General features: G+C 68.3%; 13 protein-coding genes. 11 read left to right on the forward strand and 2 right to left on the reverse strand.

Features of this window, described 5'->3' with window-relative positions:
- Nucleotides 1-140: 140 nt before the first annotated feature.
- The 5 genes from QH470_RS04080 (at nucleotide 141) to QH470_RS04100 (ending at nucleotide 5,885) form a co-directional block, all read left to right on the forward strand.
- Nucleotides 141-1,157 (forward strand): isochorismate synthase, encoded by a 1,017-nt coding sequence (locus QH470_RS04080; RefSeq protein WP_280270894.1) that lies wholly within the window; start codon nucleotides 141-143, stop codon nucleotides 1,155-1,157.
- Entirely contained in the window at nucleotides 1,154-2,728 is a 1,575-nt protein-coding gene (locus QH470_RS04085) for a thiamine pyrophosphate-binding protein (RefSeq protein WP_280270895.1), read from the forward strand. Before QH470_RS04080 ends, QH470_RS04085 begins: the two co-directional genes overlap by 4 nt.
- A gap of 10 nt (nucleotides 2,729-2,738) precedes the next feature.
- Nucleotides 2,739-3,977, forward strand: a complete 1,239-nt coding sequence (locus QH470_RS04090; protein ID WP_280270896.1) for a geranylgeranyl reductase family protein — start codon at nucleotides 2,739-2,741, stop codon at nucleotides 3,975-3,977.
- Between the two features lie 452 nt (nucleotides 3,978-4,429).
- Nucleotides 4,430-5,140 (forward strand): alpha/beta fold hydrolase, encoded by a 711-nt coding sequence (locus tag QH470_RS04095; protein ID WP_280270897.1) that lies wholly within the window; start codon nucleotides 4,430-4,432, stop codon nucleotides 5,138-5,140.
- 43 nt (nucleotides 5,141-5,183) lie between these two features.
- The gene (locus QH470_RS04100; RefSeq protein WP_280270898.1) at nucleotides 5,184-5,885 is read left to right on the forward strand and encodes an alpha/beta fold hydrolase; all 702 of its coding nucleotides are present in this window, start codon (nucleotides 5,184-5,186) and stop codon (nucleotides 5,883-5,885) included.
- A 333-nt stretch (nucleotides 5,886-6,218) separates the two neighbouring features.
- Here QH470_RS04100 and QH470_RS04105 read toward each other — a convergent pair whose 3' ends face one another.
- Nucleotides 6,219-7,820, reverse strand: coding sequence for a hypothetical protein (locus QH470_RS04105; RefSeq protein WP_280270899.1), 1,602 nt, complete (start codon nucleotides 7,818-7,820; stop codon nucleotides 6,219-6,221).
- 543 nt (nucleotides 7,821-8,363) lie between these two features.
- On the opposite strand from QH470_RS04105, the gene QH470_RS04110 reads away from it, so the two are divergent.
- From QH470_RS04110 to QH470_RS04135, 6 genes are all read left to right on the forward strand, one after another.
- Nucleotides 8,364-9,383 carry a 3-oxoacyl-ACP synthase III family protein gene (locus tag QH470_RS04110; RefSeq protein WP_280270900.1) on the forward strand — a complete coding sequence of 340 codons (1,020 nt, stop codon included), beginning with the start codon at nucleotides 8,364-8,366 and terminating at the stop codon, nucleotides 9,381-9,383.
- A complete protein-coding gene (locus QH470_RS04115) occupies nucleotides 9,380-10,369 on the forward strand; it encodes an acyltransferase domain-containing protein (protein ID WP_280270901.1) in 990 nt (329 codons plus the stop codon). Before QH470_RS04110 ends, QH470_RS04115 begins: the two co-directional genes overlap by 4 nt.
- Nucleotides 10,366-12,156 carry an acyl-CoA dehydrogenase family protein gene (locus QH470_RS04120; protein WP_280270902.1) on the forward strand — a complete coding sequence of 597 codons (1,791 nt, stop codon included), beginning with the start codon at nucleotides 10,366-10,368 and terminating at the stop codon, nucleotides 12,154-12,156. Before QH470_RS04115 ends, QH470_RS04120 begins: the two co-directional genes overlap by 4 nt.
- A gap of 56 nt (nucleotides 12,157-12,212) precedes the next feature.
- Nucleotides 12,213-13,031 carry an SDR family NAD(P)-dependent oxidoreductase gene (locus QH470_RS04125; RefSeq protein WP_280270903.1) on the forward strand — a complete coding sequence of 273 codons (819 nt, stop codon included), beginning with the start codon at nucleotides 12,213-12,215 and terminating at the stop codon, nucleotides 13,029-13,031.
- A gap of 245 nt (nucleotides 13,032-13,276) precedes the next feature.
- On the forward strand, nucleotides 13,277-14,077 hold the full coding sequence (locus tag QH470_RS04130; RefSeq protein ID WP_280270904.1) for a hypothetical protein: 801 nt from the start codon (nucleotides 13,277-13,279) through the stop codon (nucleotides 14,075-14,077).
- Entirely contained in the window at nucleotides 14,077-14,757 is a 681-nt protein-coding gene (locus QH470_RS04135) for an O-methyltransferase (RefSeq protein WP_280270906.1), read from the forward strand. Before QH470_RS04130 ends, QH470_RS04135 begins: the two co-directional genes overlap by 1 nt.
- 5 nt (nucleotides 14,758-14,762) lie before the next feature.
- Here the strand turns inward: QH470_RS04135 and QH470_RS04140 are convergent, their stop codons facing one another.
- Nucleotides 14,763-15,980 (reverse strand): IS110 family RNA-guided transposase, encoded by a 1,218-nt coding sequence (locus QH470_RS04140; RefSeq protein ID WP_280270905.1) that lies wholly within the window; start codon nucleotides 15,978-15,980, stop codon nucleotides 14,763-14,765.
- Between the last annotated feature and the right edge of the window lie 222 nt (nucleotides 15,981-16,202).

Consider the following 16,202-nt stretch of genomic DNA (forward strand, 5'->3'; position numbering starts at 1 on the left):
CCCCTCACCCAACTAGTGTTTAACTAACTCGGTTGTGGGGTGGGTTTTTGCGCATTACCGGGGGGCCCCGGGGCCCCTGTTTTACCGGGGGGGGGGGCCGGGCGGCCGCGTTCACCTCCCCCGCGCGCGCCGCGCGGGCGGTGCGGGACGGCGAAATCGACGTGCTGGTCGGGGCGATCCCGTTCGACGTCGAGGAGCCCGCGGCGCTGGTGCGGCCCGAATGGTTCCACCGGCACACCGCGCGAGCGGCGGCGCGCATCGCGCCGGGATTGCCGAGAATCGTTTCGACGAGGGATGTTCCGGCGCGCGCGGAGTACCTCGACCGGCTGGATCGGCTCATCGCTGTGCTGCGTACCGGCGAGGTGCTGAAGGTGGTGCTCAGTCGCTCCGTGGAATGCCGCTGGGATCGCCCGGTGGACCCCTTGGCGGTCCTGCGGCGCCTGATGGCGCGCAATCCGAGGGCCAATGGATTCGCCGTCGATGTCTCGATGGCGGACAGCGGGCTGGGGACGATGGTGGGGGCGAGCCCGGAAATCCTGGTGTCGAAACGCGGCCGCTCGCTGACGCTGGGCCCCTTGGCCGGGACCGCTCCTCGCCATCCCGACGAGGATCTCGACCGGCTGGCGCGCGAGCGGCTGCGGACCTCGGACAAGGATCTGCGCGAACACGCCTTCGTCGTCGAGTGGATCCGGCAGTGCCTGACGCCGATCTGTGCCGAGTTGTCGATACCGGAACGGCCGAAAGTGTATGCCACACCGGATGTCTGGCATCTCGGCACACCCATCACCGGCGTACTCCGCGATCCGGCCGCGACCGCGCTCGACGTGGCCCTGCTGTTACATCCGACGCCCGCCGTGTGCGGTACGCCCACCGATCGCGCCCTCGGAATCATTCGATCGCTCGACGGCCGTCGCGGCTTCTACGGCGGCACCGTCGGCTGGTGTGACAGCGCGGGCGACGGCGACTGGATCGTGACGATCCGGTGCCTGCAGTTGGGCGCCGGTGAGGCAGACGGCCTGCTGTACGCGGGCGGCGGCATCATCGCCACCTCCGACTCCGCGGCGGAATTCGACGAGACCACGGCCAAACTGCAGACGCTGCTGCGGGTCCTCGACGTGCCCGCCGCGCAGCTCACGGCGGGCGGACCACCGGCATGAACACGGCCGGGGGCCCGGTGGAGACGGTGGTCGACGAAATGGTCCGGGGTGGAGTCCGCGACGTGGTGCTGTGTCCGGCGGGGGTGGGCGCGCCGATCGCCGCACCCCTGGTGCGGGCCGAGCGGGCCGGACGAATCCGGCTGCACGTCTGGCTCGACGAGCGAGCCGGCGGATTCCTCGCGCTGGGACTCGCGGGCGGTGGGACCCCGGTCCCGGTGTTCGCCACAGCGGAACCCGGTGGAGCGAACCTCTATCCGGCCGTGCTGGAGGCGGTCTATGCGGGCGTGCCGGTGCTGGTGATCACTGCGGCGCGACCGGTCGAATCAGTCATGCCCTTCGGCCGGACGATGCGCGGGACGGTCGCGCTGCGAGCCGACGACGAGCCCCGGATGTGGCGGTCCGCCGCCTGCCATGCGCTCGCGGCGGCCCGCGGTGGCCGGCACGGCGACGCCGGGCCGGTGCATCTGCTGCTCCCACCGGACGCGCCGCGAGCCGACCGCCACGACGGTGCCCAGGGACGCATGGATGATGCCGTCTGGACGGAGGCCGGGACGGGAATCGCGGACGCGCCGTTGGACATCGACGTGACGGCGCCGACGATCGTGGTCGCGGGCCACGGCGCGGCCGAGCATCCGGAACTGGCCGCGCTGCCCACCGTCGCCGAGCCGACCGCACCGGCGCTCGGGCCGCCGCTGCACCCGCTGGCGTTGACGGTGTTGCGGCCACGGCAGGTTGTCGTGGTCGGCCGCCCCACGCTCCATCGCGATGTCGCTCGGCTCCTCGCTGATCCCGCGGTCGATACCGTTGCGCTGTCCCGCTTTTCGCACTGGGCCGATGTGGCGGGCACGGTCCGCGCGGTCGGCACGCGGGCGGTGCTCGGCGGCGAGCCGCCGGCGCACTGGCTGGCCGCCTGCCGGGAAACGTCCGAGCGGGCCGGCACCGCGGTCCGCGCGCGATTGGCCTCGCACGGCAAGAGCACCGGGTTGCATGTGGCGGCGGAGGTGCTCGACGCCCTGCGGCCGGGCGATCAGCTGGTCCTGGGCGCCTCGAATGCCATTCGGGACGTGTCGTGGGCGGGAAGTCCCCCGCGCGGGGCGATGGTGGTGTCGAACCGCGGGGTTGCCGGGATCGACGGCACGGTCGCCTACTGCGCCGGGTCCGCGCTGCGCCACCCCGGCCGCACGTTGGCGTTGATGGGCGATCTGACGTTCCTGCACGATGTTTCGAGCCTGTCTCTGCTGCGCGCGAGCCGTCCCGGACCGGCGAATCCGACCATCGTGGTGGCCAACGACGACGGCGGCGGCATCTTCGAACTGCTCGAGCAGGGTCACCCCAAGTTCTCCGGCGCCTTCGACCGGATCTTCGGCACGCCCCACGGCACGGATCTCGCGGCGCTGTGCCGCGCGCACGGGGTGCGGCATGAAACGGTCGATCTACCAACCCTTTCCGAGCGCCTGGCGGCTCCGGCGTCGAGCGCGCGGGTGTTGGAGGTCCCGACCGACCGATCGTCGCTGCGGGATCTGCACGAGAGTATCCGCGCGGCGGTGCGCGACGAGGAGAAGGAACTATGAGAGGACCGGCATGACAACCGAAATACCCGAGAGCACAGAGGTTCTGGTGGTCGGGGCGGGCCCGGCGGGCTCGTCGGCGGCGATCTGGGCGGCGCGCGCGGGCTACGACGTCGCTCTCGTGGACAGTGCGGTGTTCCCGAGGGACAAGACCTGTGGCGACGGGCTCACGCCGCGGGCGATGAAGGAGCTGATCCGCCTGGGCCTCGGCGAATGGGCCACCACCCGAATCGACAACCGCGGACTCCGGGTCGCCGGATTCGGTCGCGCGGCGGAACTGCCGTGGCCCGCGGGTGCCTGGGAGGATCGCGGCACGGCGATTCCGCGCCTCGAATTCGACGACAAACTCCGGTGCACGGCCGTCGAGAGCGGAGCCCGGATGTCCGACGGCACCCGCGCGGTCGGGGTCGAGATGGACGGTGACCGCGTGCGGGCCGTGCGCCTGCAGCGCGGGGAATCGACGTGTGTCGTTCGATGCCGGTCGCTGGTGGTCGCCGACGGCGTCCGCTCGCCGCTGGGCAAGATGCTCGGGCGCGTGTGGCATCGCGATTGTGTCTACGGCATCGCCGCGCGCGCCTACATGAAAACCGACCGCGCCGACGACCGCTGGATCACTTCACATCTGGAGTTGCGGGACGACGCCGGCGCGCTGCAGCCCGGCTACGGCTGGGTGTTCCCGCTGGGCAACGGTGAGGTGAACATCGGTGTCGGGTCGCTGTCCAGTGCCAAGCGGCCGGCCCGGGTGCAGTTGCGGCCGTTGATGAATCGCTACGTGACGCAGCGGCGCGCGGAGTGCGAAACCAGCAGCGACATCCGCTCCTACGCGTCCGCGCTGCTACCCATGGGCGGAGCCGTCTCCGGAATCGCCGGGCGCAATTGGGCACTGCTCGGCGACGCCGCGGCCTGCGTGAACCCGCTCAACGGCGAGGGCATCGATTACGGCCTGGAAAGTGGCCGCATGCTCGCCGATGTCCTCGCCGATCCGGATCTGAGCCGCGCCTGGCCCGCCCTGCTGACGGCCGAGTACGGAACCGCCTTCTCCATCGCACGGCGGTTGGCCGATGTGGCCACCCGCCCGCACGCCATCGGAGTCGGCGGTCCGATCGCCATGCGTTCGCCGATGATGCTGCGCCTCATGGTGCGGCTGATGGGAAATCTGGTCACACCGGAGGACTCGGACCTGGTCGCCAAGATCTGGCGCACGGCCGGCCGTGGCTCGACCCGGCGCGATTTCCGGCCGCCGTTCACCTGATCCAGCGATGCGATCGGTCAATGTCCGGGCATGTATCCGGGCAGGCCGAGCAATTGTCCGATGAATAAGATGATGGGGTCCAACCAGCTCGGCCAGGGGTTCTGAGGCGGCGGGCTGGCCCCCGCAATACCTGTGCCCAGTAGGGCGAGGACGCCCATCCCAGCGAACGTGGCGCACACGCGGAATTTGTTCACAGATTATCTCTCGATCTGGTCGGTAGTCGCACCATCGGTGGCATTGAACGGTGCTGACGCCACCCGGCTGTCGACACAGTACGTCGCGTCTACGTAATGGAGATATCCGTGGAATCGCCGGTTCGGCTCGGCTGCCTCTCAGGCCGCGACCTGCGGCCCCTGGCCTAATAGGGGGGTTTTACGGCCGATCAAGCGGGGCGCGCACGACCGCCCCGGCTCGATACTTACGGCGTTTCAGCGCATCGAGGAAAGGCCGCCATGACCTCCCCCACCATCGTTCTCGTGCACGGTGCATTCGCCGACGCCTCCAGTTGGTCTCCGGTCGTCGAGCGGTTGCTCGCCGCGGGCCTGTCCGTCGCCGCGCCGCCGGTGTTCAACCGGAGCCTGTCCGCCGACGCCGCGTATATCCGATCTTTCGCCGAGCAGATCGACGGGCCGGTGCTACTGGCCGGGCATTCGTACGGCGGCGCGGTCATCACGGTCGCGGGTCTCGCCGAGAACGTCGCCGGGCTGGTGTACGTGTCCGGTTACGCCCTGGACGAAGGCGAGAGTCTCGGGCAGTTGCAAGGCGAATTTCCCGACTCGGACCTGTCCGCCCACCTGGTGTATTCGACCTACCCCGCCGAGGGGGAGGCCGGCACCGACGTCTCGGTCGAGGTCGACGCCTTCCCGGAGATATTCGCCGCCGGTCTGGACCGGCAGCGCGCGGCGGTTCTGGCCGTGTCGCAACGCCCCCTGTCCGCCGCCGCCTTCACCGAGCCCGCCGCCGCCGCGGCCTGGAAGACCAAGCCCGGCTGGGGCATCGTCTCCACCGCGGACCGCACCATCAACCCCGAGGTCGAGCGGTTCGGCTACCGGCGCGCCGGGCTGCGCTCGATCACCGAGCTCGACGGCCCGCACCTGATCATGCAGACCCACCCCGACGAAGTGACCGCCGTGATCACCGCCGCCGTCACCGAATTGTCCTGAACCGCTTCGTTTCCGACCTCAGTCCCAGAAGGGCAGTCTCCTCATGACCACCGTCGTCCTCGTACACGGCGCCTTCGCCGATTCATCCAGCTGGAACGGCGTCGTGGAACGCCTTACCGCCCAAGGGCATTCGGTCCTCGCCGCCGCGAACCCGCTGCGCGGGCTGGACTCCGATGCCGCCTATGTCGCTTCCGTCCTCGACACCGTCGCGGGCCCGTGCGTCCTGGCCGGGCATTCCTACGGCGGCAGCGTGATCACTATTGCGGCACAAGGAAAAACGAACGTCACCGCCCTGGCCTACATCGCGGCGTTCATTCCCGACGTCGGCGAGAGCGCCCTCGAACTGACCGACAAATTCCCCGGCTCGACCCTCGGCCCGACGACCCGGCCCGCCGAGTGCCCGCTGCCCGACGGCAGCACCGGCACCGAGCTCTACATCCGCCAGGACGAGTTCCCCGGCCAGTTCGCCGGGGACGTCGACCCGGCTACCGCGCGGCTGATGGCGGCCACCCAGCGCCCGGTAGCCCTCGCCGCCCTCCAACAGCCCGCAACTGCCGCGGCCTGGCGCACGCTTCCCACCTACGCCCTGCTCACCACGGACGACAAGAACATCCCGATCGAGGCACAGCGATACATGGCCACCCGCGCGGGCGCGGTCAGCGTCGAAACATCGGCCTCCCACGCGGTCTCGGTATCGCGTCCGGCCGAAGTCGCCGAACTGATCGGGCGCGCGGCATCGCAGTAGCCGCGCACAGCAGGGCTGCTGGGTCAGGCGGGTCTTCATCGGCACACGAACGAGAGGTGGCCCAGGCAAGCGAATTTCGCGGTGACCACGCCAGCGGCTCCGGTCAGCACCGCTGCCGTCGAACCGCGGCCGCCGGCGGGGTGGTCGGCTCCGTGCCGGAAGGGGTCTCGGAGTATTCGTACAGGGGCGTCGTGCGGACTGTTATGCGGGCCCTCTCCGATTCAACCTGGTGTTCATGAAATCGGCGCTGATAATCTTTCCCCGGCCTTCGTTGCTCGAGTCAACGCCGCTCTCATTATCGCCTTCGGTGGCCACGCGGCGTGTTGGGAAACGTCAACCGTCGAGCCAGTCGCCGTGTACCTGCCCGGGGACGCACCCGAGGCAGTTCCACAGGAAATGAGGATGGGCGCAGCCGAACATGTACGCCAGCAGAGCAGTGTCCTCGGATGCGGTGGGTGTCTCGTGTAGTACGTGGAAGTGCTCAGCCCCGACGGCGCCCGAGTCGACCTGTACCGTCCGGGCCCGCCTGGCATCGGTGTCTCCGGTGGCAACAGCCAGTGCCGCCGCAATGTAGGTGCGGCGCAGAATCTTCCAGCTGCTGTCGACTCGGCCGCGCCAAGGGCCGTGCAGTGCCTCGAACGCGGCCAACTCCTCGCTCAGCAGCGGCGACACCGCTGGGTACTCCAGGCGGCAGCATTCGACCAGATCGGCCGCGTGGTCTCCGAGCCTGTCCACCACTGGTCGCCGGCCTGAGGACAGGGCCAGGCCGCCGGTCAGCAGCCCTGCCCCGCTGTGTGGCCGCAGCCCGCACAGCGGGCAGTCCCGGCCCGAGGGCCCGGCCGGCCGGGCATCACAGGGCGGGATGACGGGCATGATGCCGTCGAACCACAGGGCGTGCCGACCGGTCAGGGCCAGCCAGCCCATCGTGGTCGGCATCAGCCACGAGTTCCACAGCAGCCCATGTGCTTCCGGAGTGCACCCGAACTTGATCATGGCGATGGCGCAGGCCGCGTACACCGCCTTGTCGTGGGCGGGCATGGCGCTGAGCCAGAAATTGTTGATCTCACCGCTGACGGCGTCGGCGCGCACATCGGTCATATCATCGAGCACCCGGCACATCACCAGCGCCGCCAGATGGGGCTCCCACCACAGCTCGGTGTCCGGCGAGACGTGCCAGAACAGGCAGTCCATCAGCTGCAGCAGTACGTAACTGCCGGCGTCCAACGGGTTGTCCGTTGTCAATGAGACCGCGCCCCTGGTGTGCCGGTCCAACCAGAATTCGTCGACACGTCGCTTGTAGGCCGCGAACAACCCCACGACCAGAGCACGAGCCCCGTGAACGCTGAATCGGGCGGCCAGGCCTTTCCGTACCCTCTGGTCCACGACAGCGACGTCCAAGTCGGCTATCACCCGTTTGTACTCGTGCAGGGCCAGAACGTCGTCCTCGTACCGCCATCGCAGGCCCAGATCGCGGTGCGCGTCGTTCAGCGTCCGCGTCCACCTCCAGCCGCCGGTCAGGACGGAGTCCAGTACTCGCAGATAAGGCAGGATCTTCGTCTCCAGCGGTCGCCCGTCGCTGCGTCGCCAGGTGTAGTCGGCCGGGCCCCGCGCCAGAGGCGTCGGCAGGCTCGCGCACAGGGCACAGTCGCATGGCTGTTCATCACCGGCGAGCGCGCCGGGGGCGCGGCCGTGAACCTCGTGGATCCGCCTGTGCCACAGTCCTTCGAGTAGCTCGCACGTCAGGCGGCACATCGTGACCTCAGGGGCCACGTCGGGGAAGGCGGCTTCGATCCCGGACAGTCTCGCCTCCAACCACCGCAATCGTTGTACGGCCTGCGCATCCGGCTCGGGCCACGAACGTGGTGCACCGGCGAGCGCGGCGCCCGCCCGGAACACCGCGCCGGAACCGCCCGGGGCGGCCAGCCGGGTGGACACGGCACGCTCGCGACGGCCGAACTCTCCGGCGGCTGTTCGAAGTCGTGCTCGAACCAGGTCAGTGAGATCGGCAGCAGGCGCGTGAGGTTCCATCGGTGCCTCCGGTGTAGGAATCGACCACAGCGGAACGCGTTCCGGCAATTAAGAGTGTTGTACTCGGCGACACACATGATCCTTCCGCGCAATGCACCGCGGAAGGACACGCGGCACATACGTGCCATGAGCTGTACGCATCGGAAAGCGTGTGCGACCGCGCCGCGGATTCGGCGGGCGCGCAATCGGTCGCCAGCGCAGGTCGCGATGCTCCAGAAGGCCGGTTCGGTTGCGGCTGATCACGAATCACGCCGAGGCTGATCAGACGAGCTTGCTGCATTTATGCGTCGCACGCTTGGCCGTTATGCGCCGAATCTCCTTCTCTCGGCGGTGCGGGGTCGGTGATGCTGGAGCCACGGCGATGCCCGCAGTGGGTGGGCCGGAATCAATGATCGCGATCGATGAAAGAAGCAACAGCACTGTCCTGCCGTGAATCGACGCAAGGAGATTATGGTGCAAGTCAAGGACATCGGTGTTCTCGGTGTCGGTGGTTTCGTCCCGGACCGCGTGCGCACGAACGAGGAGGTCGCGGCGCAGGCCGGGGTGAACGCGCAGTGGATTGCCGAACGGACCGGTGTGCGCCGGCGCCATGTCGCCGAACCAGGCCAGGCTGCCTCCGATCTCGCGGTGGCGGCTGTGCGCCGCGCGTTGTCCGCCGCGGGTTACGGGCCGGACGACCTCGATCTGCTCGTGCTGGCGACCTCGACCCCGGACGAACTGGGCCCATCGACAGCATGCCGCGTGCAAGCCCAGCTGAAAGCGTCGCGTGCGGTCGCTTTCGACGTCTCCGCCGCCTGCAGCGGCTGGCTGTTCGGCACCAGCGTCGCCGTCAACTGGTTGCGCGCCGAGGGGCCGGGATGTCTTGCCGCGGTAGTCGGAGTGGAAGCGTATTCCCACTTCTTGAACGACACCGATCGAGCCACCGCCTCGCTTTTCGGAGACGGAGCGGGTGCGACGATTCTGGGCTCGGTCGCGCCGGGCGCGGGTTTCAGCCGGATCGAACTCGGCTCGGACGGCCGCCATGCCGGTGACGTGCTGATTCCGGCGGGCGGCAGCCGGCACCCCGCAACTGCCGAAACCCTCCGCAACGGACAGCATCTGATCCATATGGACGGTAAAGCCGTCCGCGACTTCATCCTCGAGATCTTTCCCAAGCTCGCTCACGAAGCGCTGGAGCGGTCGGGGCTCGACGCGAGCCGAATCGATGCCGTCGTCGCTCATCAGCCGAACCCGCTGCTACTGCGGCACGCCTGTTCCCAGGCCGGTCTCGATACCGATCGTCTGGTCATCGTCGGAGACGACGTCGGAAACATCGGCGCCGGATCGGTGCCGTACGCGCTCGCCGCCGCTGAGGCCGACGGACGGCTCCACCCCGGCGATCGCATCCTCATCGTGGGATTCGGCGCCGGTTTGACCTGGGGCAGCACCGTTCTCACGTGGGGAACCGGCGAACCGGAGCGGCAGCCATGAACGGACGAGCCGAAATAGATTCGAGCACAGCGGTATTCCTCATCCCCGGACAGGGCGCGGACCCGAGAGGGGCGCTCGCGCAACTGCATCGCGCCGCTTCCGGCGTTCGGTCCGAGATAGACGGAGTGCTTGCCGAGATCGAGGGAGCATCCGGTGCGGCTGGACGCGGACTTCGCGACTACCTGCTGACCGAGACCGGCGACAGCACGCCCGGTCCTGGTCTGCCGCAAATCGCCAACTATGCGATATCGGTGGTGTTGAACAATGTTCTCGGCACCGTGGGCGTACGGCCGCGCGCAGTCGTCGGCCAGAGCTTCGGCGAGATCGCGGCGCTGGTATGCGCGGGTGTCCTCGACACCGCCGACGGGGCCCGCGCCGTCTGCGCGCTCAATGCCGCTTTCCGCGGCTTCGAGGGTCGGGGGGCGATGGTGCTGGTCAACGCGTCCGTGCGCGACACGCGCGCGTTACTGGACGAGGTGGGGCACCCGAAACTCGTTGTGGCCTGTGTCAATACGCCGCAACAGACGATCGTCAGCGGTCCGACGGATGCGATCGCGGCACTACTGTCCGCGCCTACGGAGCGGAAACTTCTCGAGCTCCCGGTTCCGTACGCCTCACACCACCCCGATCTCGTTGTCGTCGCCGAACGCTTTCTCGAGGGCATTCGCCGGATACGGCAGCATCCGTTGCGGGTACCGGTGCATTCCCCGGTGCGGCGGCGTGCCTACACCGATGCGGACGACTTGCACGTGGCACTGGCCGACTGCGTGATCAAGCCGGTACATCTGCCCGAGACCCTCCGAGACGTCGGCGCGCATACCCCGACGACGTTCATCGATCTCGGCGCGGGAGACACCCTGGCGCGCTGCGCCGCGGTCACCATCCCGGGAACGCGCACAATCGCCCCTCTCGCCGGAGACATCTCCTGGCTGACGGGTGCGGAAATACAACAAGCCGTCGACGCGGGTTCGAGGCAACGATCATGACAACTTACGAACGCGAGTCGGATTCCCCGAGCCGTCATTCCGATCCGAAAAGCTTTCTGCGGGGACGGAATCCCGCCGCGTCGTCGCCGACCTGGCTGCGCGACGCCGTTCCCGACTCCGCGTTCTACTGGCCGGACGGGACGACTTTGTACGACCGCCTGGAACTCTGCTACTCGAGAGCGCGCCGCGCCGGACAGATCGCGCCGCGCGCGGAACATCTTCTGGCCGAACCGCGGATGTTGTCGGCATTGCTGAGCCGGCTGGCGGTCGCCGACCCCGTCGTATTCCATGTCTGCCTGGTGCACTACACCTTGGTCCTCGCGCCGATCGTGGAAAACGATCCGGACAACACCCAGACCGCCTTGCGCGAGATCCGTGCCGCGCTCGAATCGATGGATACGTTCGGCGCTGCCCTGATGAGCGAGTGTTCGCATCGCAGCAGCAGTCATCTGCACCTGCGTACCCGTGCGACGTTCGACCGGGCGACCGGGGACTTCGTCCTGGACACCCCGGATCGCGACGCCCGGAAGTTCCCCAACAACACCGCGAGCCCGGGGATATCTAAAACCGGTGCCGTGTATGCGCAATTGGTCGTCGACGGCATCGAACGGGGAATGTTCGCCTTCATCGTTCCCCTGCGTGACGCCACCGGTGCCGTGTTGCCCGGAGTCGACATCGAGCCGGCACCCGACACTGTCGCACTCGCGTCCGACTACGCCTACGTTCGCTTCCACGAGCTGCGCCTTCCTCGACACGCGTGGCTGTCGGCCGGCGCAAGTCTCGAGGACGACGGGACCTTTCACGATCCGCTCCCCGACACGGACGCTCGGCGGGCCGGCACCATGAGCGCGGGTGCGCCACATGTCTGGCGCAGCATCATCGCGGCGGCCGCGAGCATCGCCCAGGGCGCGGCCCGAATCCTGTACTCGCACACGGCCGATCGGCTGTCCATGGGACGCCTCGCGCCCGAACAGCCACTACTTCGGTACCGAACCGTTCGAGAGGCAGTTCTCGGCAATCTGGCCGCCGCCTACGTTCTGGCGATCGTCAGCGAGCACGCTCATGGCGAACGTCCGACCGCGACCACGGCCGGCGCCTCGACCTGGGCGCCGTGGTCGGCGGTCGACCGCGAACTGCCCTTGCTGAAAGCCGCGGCGACCCGGCTGTGTGCCGAGGTCGTCACGAGCTGCCGCGCCCACTGCGGTGCGAACGGATTCGCCGGGCACAACCGCCTCAACGCCTTTCATGGATGGGCGCATGTCTACGGCACCGCGGGCGGCGACAACGACCTCATCCTCATGGATACCGCGCACGCCCTGTGCGACGCCGCCGACGACCTGCCGATCGCCGATCGAAACGGCGCGGTGCGCGCAGACCTGACCGCTCCCCGGAACTGGCTGTCGATGGCTCAGGCCGTCGAGCGCGCATACCGCCGGAAGCTCTCGGTGGAGGTGGAAGCCGCCCGCGCCGGCGGGAGTGACCACTTCACCGCGTGGAACGACAACCTGCCACTCGCGCAAGCGGCCGCCGCAGCCTATTCCGATCGAATCGTCCTGCAGGCCTCGGCCGCCGCTCACGATGCCGCCCCCGAACCCGTCGGCGGTCTCCTGCGTCTGCATGCCCTGTCCTGGATCGAGAAACACGCGGGCATTCTCGGCGAACTCGATCTCGTGCCCAGGCCCCTGGCCGACCACATCTGGGATCAGCGACGGGCGCTCTGCGACAGTCTCATGCCGCACGCCGCCGACCTCGCGGCGGCATTCGACCTTCCCGACCTGGCTCGCTGACACCGCGGCGGCTCGAGTAACCGTGTTCCCCATGTCGCAATCCGGAGGAGACAAACATGTCGTTGACCGAACTGTTCGGGCTGGAAGGCAAAACCGCACTGGTGACCGGATCCTCGCGGGGGATCGGCCGCGCCGTCGCCGTCGGCCTCGCCGCGGCCGGAGCCGACGTCGCCGTGGTGGCGCGCAATCTCGATCCCTTGAAGCAAGTGGCCGCCGACATCGAGTCGCTCGGCCGACGGGCGCTCGTCTTCGATTGCGACACTACGGAACTCGATTCCACGAAGCCTATGATTTCCGACCTCGTCGCCGAATGGGGCGCTCCCGACATCGTGGTCAACAACGTCGGCGGATTCACCCATATCGGCCCCTTCCTAGAATTGTCGGCCGAGGACTGGGACCGGGTGGTGCGCAGCAACCTCGACTCGACGGTGCATGTCTGTGCCGTCGCGGGGCCGCACATGCTCCGGCACGGCGGGTCCGTCATCAACATCGCGTCCATCGCGGGTACCGCGGGCGTCGCGGCCCTGTCTCCGTATGCCGCGGCCAAGGCGGCCGTGATCTCGCTGACCCGGACGCTGGCAGCCGAATGGGCCCATGCGGGCGTGCGGGTCAACGCCATCGCGCCGGGCTGGGTCAGCACCGACCTGACACAGAAGTTCGCCGGGGACACCGCGGCCTCCGCCGAGCTGATGCGGGCGGTGCCGATGGGCCGATGGGGCAGCCCGGACGATGTCGTCGGCACCGTCGTCTATCTGGCGGGCAACGCGAGCCGTCTGGTCACCGGCAGCTGTATCACCGTGGACGGCGGAACAACCTGCAGTACCGGTGGTCCGGCGATGATCGACCTTCTCGCAATGGGCCGCATACCCGTATGAGTGCGGACCGGTGATCGGTGCGGTCCACCGTATCTGCTGAACAGCGCCACTCCGGAAGGGAGTCTGAGATGGTGCCGAAACCGCAAACACGTTCGCGCACACCGGGATCGTCGCTCGACGCACGCGGAATTACCTATCCGGAAGCGGTGCCGCTGCCGCACGTCGAGATACTCGAAATTCCCGCACCCACTAGGGAATTGGGGGAGTGTGCGGCAACGGAGCCGTGCGGATGCGGTGCACTGGGAATGGGTGATCCGCTCGAAGTCCGGATCGCCCGGAGCGGTCCGAACCGTGGCTGGGGCGCGGCGATACCGGCATGGGATCTCCACGGTCTGGCCTGGTTCCGCTGGATCATCGGCCACCAGATCGCCTTCGTCGCTTGGCGATTGCTCGCCGAATCGCTGCGGCGGCACCTCGACGGAGCGACGTGCCACCGCGGTGGCGGCGACTGTGCCGCACTGGCGGACCTGGGAACGCTGATGTTCCTGTACACCGGCAGCTGCCCACCGCCGGTGTACCACAGGGCCCTGCGGTCGGCCATGTCCCGACAGCACCCGGCATTCAGCGGCGAATGGGCGGTCGACTACCGTCCGCTTCCCGGTCTGGTGCGGCGTGTGAGCACGGGCGATTCACGGTGTGCCGGCGCATTCACCACGCGCTGGCGGTTGCAGCAGCGAGTGCACATGGCGGTTGCGGACCGGCTCGTGCCCGACGGACCGTCATTGCTGCGCCGCGCCGGCCGCTCGCCACGACAGGGCCCCACCGACGCAGAGGCGGCGCTCTACGACGACTTCTTCGGCACCAGACGCCGAGGGGTCTGCCGCCGAGTCCTGTACGGCCAGCTGTACCACCGGATCAGAGCGGTTCTTCACGACCTCGAGCGACACGGCCTCTACCCGCACACCGTGCCGGTATCGGCGACCGCCCCGAGTCGCTCCGGCCAGGAGATCGCGGCTCTCGAATTCCGGGCCGCCGATCTGCTCACCGAACGATCCGATGCCCTACGCCTGGCATCGTCCGGCATGCTGTCGACCCTGGGGTTGTGATGACCGCGGGCGCGTCGAAAACGGTTGCGCTGACCGATGCTCTGCACGAGTACATGCTGACCTACGGGTGTCCTCCCGACGAGGTGGCATCCGACCTCATCGCCGACACCCTCCGGCTGGGCGAGGTCGCGGAAATGCAGATCCCACCGCAGCAAGGGGCGCTGCTCACCATGCTGGCACGCGTGCTGAAGGCTCGGATGATCGTCGAGGTCGGCACCTTTACGGGGTATTCCACGCTGTGCTTGGCGCGCGGTCTGCGTGCCGGCGGGCAGGTGATCACTCTGGATATTCGCGAGGACTGGACTTCGCTGGCCCGCGAAGCCTGGGCGCGAGCCGGTGTCGCCGACCGAATCGACGTGCGTCTGGGCCGCGCGATAGACACTCTCGCCTTGCTGCCGCGGCAACCGGTCATCGATCTGGCGTTCGTCGACGCCGACAAGGTCGGCTACATCGACTACTGGGAGCAGCTGGTCCCCAGACTCCGGCCCGGCGGAATGCTGGTCGTGGACAACGTCTTCTACGGCGGTGCGGTCGTGAACACTGCCGCAGAAGGCAATGCCGCCGCGATTCGCGCCTTCAACGAACACGCCGCCGCCGACCCCCGCACCGACGTCGTCATGCTCCCGCTCGCCGACGGTGTCACCCTCGCCCGCAAACGCGACGGTCAGGAGTTTCAATGATCGTGTCAAGCCGCAGTTCTGATCGGGGCTGGTGCCTCGGTGGTGAACGTGCGGTTGTCGCGTACGAGCGCCCAGATGACGTCGATCAAACGGCGGGCCAGTGCGATGAGGGCTTGGGTGTGGATCTTCCCTTCGGAGCGTTTGCGCTGGTAATAGGCCCTCGAAGGGGTGTCCGCGCGGCGGATGCTCGACAGCGCGGCCATGTAGAAGACTTTGCGGAGACCGCGGTGGTATCGCTTGGGGCGGTGCAGATTCCCGTGCACCTTTCCGGAGTCTCGCGGGACCGGCGCCAGCCCGGCGTAGGCGGCCAGACGGCCCGGGGTGCCGAATACCGCGCGCAGGTCGCCGCCGGCACCGGCCAGAAGCTGCGCGCCCAGGATCGGCCCGAACCCGTCCACGCTGGTGATCGGGCCGGCATGCGGATGCTCGCCGAACCGTTCACCGAGTTGCTTGTCGAGATCTTTGATCTCGCGATCGAGATCGAGCAACTGACCGGCCAGCCGGGCGATCAGCGGCGCGGTGACTGCCTCGCCGGGCAGTGTGATCGACTGTTCTCCCGCCGCGGCCAGAGCCTTCCCGGTCATGTCCGGCACGCCCTTCGCCCAGGCCCCGTGCTCACGCAGGTAGGTACTCACGCCTGCGTCGCCGGCCCGGCGCAGGCCGGCGGGAGTCTGAAACCCGGTCAGCAGAATCAACGCCGAGCGGGTGGAGTAGTCGAAGGCACGCTCGAGCGCGGGGAAGATCGACGCCAGCATCTCCCGCAGCTGGTTGATACCCCGCACCCAGTCGGTCATCAGGTCCTCCCGCCGCGCAGTGAGCACCTGCAGGTCACCGACAATCTGATCGGTCGCCTTCACCGGTGTCAGATCCGCGCGCATGCGGGCAGTCTCGGCGATCGTCCGGGCGTCTTTGGCGTCGGTTTTCCCCTCGCCGGCGAACGCTCCGGACATCCGGTTGACCAGCTTGCCGGGCACATAGATCACCGGGGCACCGGTGGCATGCAGCAGCGCCAGCAGCAATCCCGCTGCGCCGGAAGTCATATCGACCGCCCAGATCACCTCACCGGCCTTCGCCCTGACCTGGTCTATCACGGCCTCGATCGCGGACTGACCGTTGGCCACCTTGCGGGAGAAAACGACCTGCCCGCTCTGGTCCACCACACACACGTGATGCGCAGCCTTGCCGACATCTATTCCGGCCCACACCGTGTCACGGACCTTCACAGGGTCCGACCTCCCACTCGCACGACTCGACCCCGCGGACGACCCCGCCAGCAGCTCCATAAACAGCGACGTCGCGCACAGATTTCAATCAGCGGCCGAGGCGTCCAGAACGACGGGGCGGCCACTCCTCGCAAACCACCCAACGGCAAGAACCGATCAGCCACACCCCGCCGCCCTGGGCATCCAGAGCACCTTGCCCTGGACACCTACAACCTTATGGAG

The sequence above is a fragment of the Nocardia wallacei genome (assembly GCF_029868745.1).
In the GTDB taxonomy this organism is placed as follows: Bacteria; Actinomycetota; Actinomycetes; order Mycobacteriales; family Mycobacteriaceae; genus Nocardia; species Nocardia wallacei_B.